Genomic DNA, 6,517 nt, shown 5'->3' with positions numbered 1-6,517 from the left:
ATGCCGGCGGCAATGCCGTGGTGATCGGCGGCGGCCTGCTGGGCCTGGAAGCCGCCGAGGGCTTGCGCAAGCAGGGCCAGAACAAGAACGGCATGCAGGTAAGCCTGATCCAGCGTGACGACCGGCTGATGAACCGTCAGCTGGACATCACCGCCGCCAGGCTGCTCGAAGCCGAGCTGCGCAGCCGCGGCCTCGACATCTTCATCGATGCCGGCCTGGACCACCTGACCGGCGACGACCAGGGCCGTGTCACCGGCGCCATGCTGAGCGACGGCCAGTGGCTCCCCGCCGAATGCGTGGTGGTGGCCATCGGCATCACGCCCAACAGGGAGCTGGGCCAGGCCGCCGGGCTCGAGGTCAACCGAGCCATCGTCGTCGACGAGACCCTCACCAGTTCCGACTCAGCCATCCATGCCCTGGGCGAATGCTGCGAATTTCAGGGCAATACCTTCGGCCTGGTTGAGCCCATCTGGAAGCAGGTCGAGGTCCTGGCCGCTCACCTGGCCGGCGAGCCGACCACAGGCTACGTGGAGACTCCCTGTGCCACCAAGCTCAAGGTCAGCGGCGTATCGCTCTACGCCTTCGGCCCCACCGAGGCGGAGCCCGACCACGACGTGCTCACCTACCGCGACCCGCTACAGGGCGACTATCGCCGCCTGCTGCTGCACGACGGCCGCATCGTCGGCGCCGTTCTCTACGGCGATACCGCCATGGGCCCCTGGTACTTCGAGCATTCGCTGGCCGGCACCGACCTCGGCCCCTGCCGCCAGGCGCTGCTGCTGGGCGCTGCCGATGCCGACGCCCTGCTCCATGAACACGCCAACCCAGACTCTCCGGAAAGCCCCGTGAAGGAGGCCGCATGAACACGCCTGACACCACCAAATCCCAGTTGATCGTCATTGGTAACGGCATGGTCGGCCACCACCTGGTCGAGCAGCTGGTCGAACAGGGCGCCACCGAGCACTACGAGATCACCGTGTTCGGTGAGGAGCGCCACCTGGCCTACGACCGGGTTCACCTCTCCGAGTATTTCAGCGGCCGCGATGCCGACTCCCTGGCCCTCTCCACCGCCGAGTACTACGCCGAGCACGGCATTGCCCTGCGCCTGCACGAGGCGGTCACCGCCATCGACCGCGACAAGGGCGAAGTGACCACACCCCAGGGCCGCTACGCCTACGACCGCCTGGTGCTGGCCACCGGCTCCTACCCCTTCGTGCCGCCGATTCCCGGCAACGACCGGGAAGGCTGTCTGGTCTATCGCACCCTGGAGGACCTCGACGCCATTCGCGCCATGGCCGAGACCGCCAATACCGGCGTGGTGGTGGGTGGCGGCCTGCTCGGCCTGGAAGCGGCGGGCGCCCTGCGCGGCCTCAACCTGGACACCGCCGTGGTCGAATTCGCCCCGCGGCTGATGCCGATGCAGGTCGACAGCGAGGGCGGCGAACTGCTGCGCGAGAAGATCGAGGCGCTGGGGGTGCAGGTGCTGACCGGTCGTGCCACCCAGGAAATCGTCGACGGCGAAGCCAGCCGCCACCGCATGGTGTTCCAGGACGGCAAGGTGCTTGAGACCGACCTGATCGTGTTCTCCGCCGGCATTCGCCCCCGGGACGATCTGGCCCGGGAGTGCGGCCTGGACATCGGCGAGCGCGGCGGCGTGGTGATCGACGACCGCTGCCTGACCAACGACCCGGCGATTCTCGCCGTGGGTGAAGTGGCGCTGTGGAACAACAGCATCTTCGGCCTGGTGGCCCCCGGCTACCAGATGGCCAAGGCCGCCGCCGCCACCCTGCTCGTCTCCGCCAGCGGCAGCCAGGACGGCAGCTTCAAGGGCGCCGACATGAGCACCAAGCTCAAGCTGATGGGCGTGGACGTCGGCTCCATCGGCGACGCCCACGGCGATCGCACCCCCGGCGCGCGCATGTTCCGCTTTCTCGATCCGCTCAAGCAGCAGTACCGCAAGCTGGTGGTCTCCAGCGACGGCAAGCGCCTGGTCGGCGCCATGCTGGTCGGCGACAATAGCTACTACGACACCCTGCTGCAGTACTACGCCAACCGCATGGATCTACCGGAAGACCCCGCCGCGCTGATCCTGCCCTCGAGCGAGGGCGCGCCCACCCTGGGGCCCGACGCCCTGCCGGAAACGGCCATGATCTGCTCCTGTCACAACGTGACCAAGGGCGACATCTGCGCGACGCTGGACGCCGGCGCCGTGGACCTCGGCTCGGTGAAGGGTGAAACCAAGGCCAGCACCGGCTGCGGCGGCTGTGCCGCCCTGCTCAAGAGCGTGGTCGACCACGAGCTGGAAGCCCGCGGCGTGGAAGTCGACCGCTCGATCTGCGAGCACTTCGCCCACACCCGCCAGGAGCTCTACGACATCGTCCGCGTCGAAGGCATCAAGACCTTCAGCGAGCTGATCGAGAAGCACGGCAACCCCGACACCCACAAACTCGGCTGCGATATCTGCAAGCCGGCGGTGGCCTCGATCCTCGCCTCCTGCTTCAACGAGCCGATCACCGACGCCGCGCACATTCCGCTGCAGGACACCAACGACACCTTCATGGCCAACATGCAGAAGAACGGCACCTACTCCGTCGTTCCCCGCGTGCCCGGCGGTGAAATCACTCCCGACAAGCTGGTGGTACTGGGCCAGGTGGCCGAGAAGTACGGTCTCTATACCAAGGTCACCGGCGGCCAGCGCATCGACCTGTTCGGCGCCCGCCTGGAAGACCTGCCGGATATCTGGGGCGAGCTGATCGAAGCCGGCTTCGAGACCGGCCACGCCTACGGCAAGTCTCTGCGCACCGTGAAATCCTGCGTCGGCAGCACCTGGTGCCGCTACGGCGTGCAGGACAGCGTCGGCATGGCGATCTACCTGGAGAACCGCTACAAGGGCCTGCGCGCGCCGCACAAGATCAAGTTCGGCGTCTCCGGCTGCACCCGCGAGTGTGCCGAAGCCCAGAGCAAGGACGTCGGCATCATCGCCACCGAGAACGGCTGGAACCTCTACGTATGCGGCAACGGCGGCATGCGTCCGCGCCACGCCGAACTGCTCGCCACCGACATGGACGAGGAGACCATGGTCCGCACCATCGACCGCTTCCTGATGTTCTACGTGCGCACCGCCGACCGCCTGCAGCGTACCTCGGTATGGCGCGAGAACCTGGAAGGCGGGCTCGACTACATCAAGCAGGTGGTAGTGGACGACAGCCTCGGCCTGGGGGCCGAGCTGGAGAACCAGATGCAGACCGTGATCGACAACTACGAGTGCGAATGGGCCAACGCCATCAAGGACCCGGAGAAGCTCAAGCGCTTCCGCAGCTTCATCAACGACGCGCGCCCCGACCCGGACATCATCGTGACCGAAGAGCGCGGTCAGCTGCGCCCTGCATAACGGAAATGGCTGCGAGGCCGGGCGTCCCCAACCAACGCAACGCGTTGTTGCGCGACGCCCGCTTTTCTCGCTCGCCGATTTCCCGACAACGAATCTGGAGACCCATAGCAATGAGCACAGCAACTGCGGCCAAGACCATGACCCAAGCCTGGCAATCTCTCTGTACCCGCGCCGACCTGGTGCCCTATTCCGGCGTAGCCGCCTGGGTGGAAACCGCCGAAGGCCCCGCCCAAGTCGCCATCTTCTACATCCCAAGCGGCCCGAACACGCCGACCGGTCACGAACAGGAACTCTACGCCATCGACCACCACGACCCCTTCTCCAAGGCCAACGTCATCGCCCGCGGTATCGTCGGCGACCTCAAGGGCCAGCCCGTCGTCGCCTCGCCGATCTACAAGCAACACTTTCGCCTGGAAGACGGCCACTGCCTGGAAGACGACAGCGTGCAGCTGCGCACCTGGAAAGTGAGCTTCAAGGGCGATGAGGTCTGGATCGAAGCGTAGATCTATTGTTGGAGCAGCTTCAGCTCGCGACTGGAGGCCGCAGGCCTCCCTGCGGTGTTGCCGATATTCGCGACGACAACCAACCTTTCAGCCTCCGCCGAGGCGCCTATCGGCGCCAGTCGCGATGGGAACTCGGAGCGCCGAACCGAGCGCTCCAACAGCTGTTTTCTCCACCAACGTTGCCACGCCGCTGTAGGAGCAGCTTCAGCTCGCGACTGGAGGCCGCAGGCCTCCCGGCGGTGTCGCCCTAATCGGTAATCAGCCGGGGTGACATGCCGTGTCTACCAGGCTCACATCGTACTCATCATGGCGCCGGACCCAGTCCATGATCTCCGTCTCGTTGCGGCCCTTCGGCGTGATGTCGAGATAAACGAAGGCGCCAATAACTTCCTCATTGCCGCGGGCGTAGCTGGAGTAGGTATGGAACAGGGTCCCGCGCTCATCCTTGTAGAAAACGCTGAGGCCGGGCAGTTCTTCGCTGAAGTATTTCGGATCTTCGATGGTTTGGTAATTGTAGTAGAGCCGACCAGCCTCCATGTCCTCCCGAAGGAAAGAGACCAGAAAGTCGAAATTGAAATCGCTGCCCTCGGAGGACACCCACCGGGCTGTCCAGCCCATGCGTCTTCGGTAGGCTTCCAGCTTTTCCAGCGGGGCGCGGGAAACGCGAACGTAACTGACGTCGTGATTGGCGAGGTGGATGATGGCGCCCTCGGCATGGTCCGCCTCCAGCGAACAGCTCGGGCAACCCGCATTCCAGTCCGGGCCGAACATGAAGTGATGAACGACCAGCTGACTGTTTGTGCCGAATAGCTCGGCAAGCGTCCTCTTCCCTTCCGGCGTGTCGAAGACGTATTCCTTCTCCACCTCCACCCATGGCAGCTCGCGCCGCTCGCGGGCAACCAGGTCGCGCATGCGGGTAAGCGCCTTCTCGTTCTTCAGATGGGCTTTGCGTGCCTGGGTCCACTCCTCTCTGGACACAACTCTTGGTGATTCAATCTGGCTCATGACGGACCTCTCGCGTGGTTTCAGCGTTGTTCCGAGTCGCGGCAACGGAATAACGCAGTTTGCATCGAGTAGTCGTTCGCCACTGATCAAAATCGACAACACCGCCGTACTTGGTGACGTGGGACATCGAGGCCCACCGATCTACAAGCAACACTTCCGCCTGGAAGACGGCCAGTGCCTGGAAGACGACAGCGTACAGCTGCGCACCTGGAAAGTGAGCTTCAAGGGAGACGAAGTCTGGATCGAGGCCTGAGGTTTCAGCCATTGGAAATGAAAAAGCCGCCGACGCTGGAGTAGCGTCGGCGGCTTTGGGTAAGCCCGCCCTCATCTCAACCGCGAAACGCTGCCTCGATCTCGGCTATGTCGATTTTCTTCATCGTCATCATGGCATCGAACGCCCGCTTGGCGGCTGCGCGGTCGGGACTGGTGAATGCTTTCGTCAGCGCGATCGGGGTAATCTGCCAAGAGATGCCCCACTTATCCTTGCACCACCCGCATTGGCTCTCCTCGCCGCCATTGCCGACGATTGCGTTCCAGTAGCGATCCGTCTCGTCCTGGTCTTCGGTCGCAACCTGAAACGAGAACGCCTCGCTATGCTTGAAGGCAGGGCCGCCGTTCAGCCCGAGGCACGCAACGCCTAGCACGGTGAACTCGACCGTCAATACGCTCCCCTCCTTCCCAGAGGGATAATCCCCAGGTGCTCGGTGCACCGCGTCGAGCGATGAATCAGGGAATGTCTCGGCATAAAATTTCGCGGCCTCCTCGGCCGCGTCATCGTACCAAAGGCAGATCGTGTTCTTTGCGATGTTCATCATGAACAGCTCCGTTCTCTGGGTGATTGCTGTGAGTGGCAATCTAGCGTCGAACGGAGCTGCCCGAATTCGACAGCGATGATGGTACCTGACAGCCGAAGCACAGCGGCGCCCTTGTTATGGAGGCGCAGCCGCAATGAAAAGGGCGTCCGACGGCCCTCGGCCGCGAACTGCTGCGATTAGTTATGCGGGTTCATCGGAAGGACCGACCCAGAACAATGGATTGTGTGCTATTTCCCAAAGATAGCCATCAGGGTCTGCAAAGTAGCCTGCATAGCCACCCCAATCCGTCTTTCTGGCGGACTTCGTGACAACAGCGCCCGCGGAAGCAGCCTGAGACATGACCTGGTCAACTTCATCTTCTGAACTAACATTGTGCGCCAAACTGAACCCTGCGAAGCCTCCGGAAACTGCACCTGCCTGCGCATCTTCCGCGAGTGCGTCACGACCGTACAAGCCCAGCCATGTACCATTTAAAGTAAAAAAGGCGACTTCCGGCGGAGAGTCCATTCGGGGAAGGCCAAGTCCCTTCTCATAGAACTCAATCGAACGTGGCAAATCATTCACGCCCAGCGTAATCATACTAATCCGAGGCTTCATGATTCCTCCCTGCATAACAGGTCAGCATTTATTCGCCGTGCGCAGCATGGCGAATAAATGCCTGTTGGACTGCACGTCCTGATATTGGATGAACACACGTGCGCGTTCAACAATGTTATCCAGCACGTTCTCCCTCCCCTAACCTATTGATCTCACAGAAATTTAAGTATAGCTCGGACACCTATGCAGAATTCGCGCGCTTGCGC

At 62.9% G+C, this 6,517-nt stretch carries 6 protein-coding genes and 1 pseudogene; 4 read left to right on the top strand and 3 right to left on the bottom strand.

The window, feature by feature from the left end; translation table 11 throughout:
- The 3 genes from Q427_RS09780 to nirD form a co-directional block, all read left to right on the top strand.
- Positions 1–863: NAD(P)/FAD-dependent oxidoreductase (locus Q427_RS09780; RefSeq protein ID WP_043513402.1), on the top strand; the 863-nt coding region annotated here is incomplete at its 5' end.
- Positions 860–3,391: a nitrite reductase large subunit NirB gene (nirB, locus tag Q427_RS09775; protein WP_043513400.1), complete on the top strand. Its 2,532-nt coding sequence runs from the start codon at positions 860–862 to the stop codon at positions 3,389–3,391. The genes Q427_RS09780 and nirB, both read left to right, overlap by 4 nt.
- Before the next feature lie 110 nt (positions 3,392–3,501).
- Positions 3,502–3,894: a nitrite reductase small subunit NirD gene (gene nirD / locus Q427_RS09770; protein ID WP_043513398.1), complete on the top strand. Its 393-nt coding sequence runs from the start codon at positions 3,502–3,504 to the stop codon at positions 3,892–3,894.
- Positions 3,895–4,152: 258 nt separating this feature from the next.
- On the opposite strand, the gene Q427_RS09765 is transcribed toward nirD, so the two are convergent.
- Positions 4,153–4,899: a DUF899 domain-containing protein gene (locus Q427_RS09765; protein ID WP_043513396.1), complete on the bottom strand. Its 747-nt coding sequence runs from the start codon at positions 4,897–4,899 to the stop codon at positions 4,153–4,155.
- 136 nt (positions 4,900–5,035) lie between these two features.
- On the opposite strand from Q427_RS09765, the pseudogene Q427_RS31185 reads away from it, so the two are divergent.
- Positions 5,036–5,152 (top strand): annotated as a pseudogene (locus tag Q427_RS31185) (nitrite reductase (NAD(P)H) small subunit); the annotation flags it as partial.
- A gap of 76 nt (positions 5,153–5,228) precedes the next feature.
- On the opposite strand, the gene Q427_RS09755 reads toward Q427_RS31185, so the two are convergent.
- Positions 5,229–5,714 (bottom strand): VOC family protein, encoded by a 486-nt coding sequence (locus Q427_RS09755; RefSeq protein WP_043513394.1) that lies wholly within the window; start codon positions 5,712–5,714, stop codon positions 5,229–5,231.
- Between the two features lie 180 nt (positions 5,715–5,894).
- Entirely contained in the window at positions 5,895–6,311 is a 417-nt protein-coding gene (locus Q427_RS09750; protein WP_043513392.1) for a VOC family protein, read from the bottom strand.
- Between the last annotated feature and the right edge of the window lie 206 nt (positions 6,312–6,517).

This window comes from Halomonas sp. BC04 (assembly GCF_000568385.1).
This window is presented reverse-complemented; position numbering and strand designations above follow the sequence as displayed.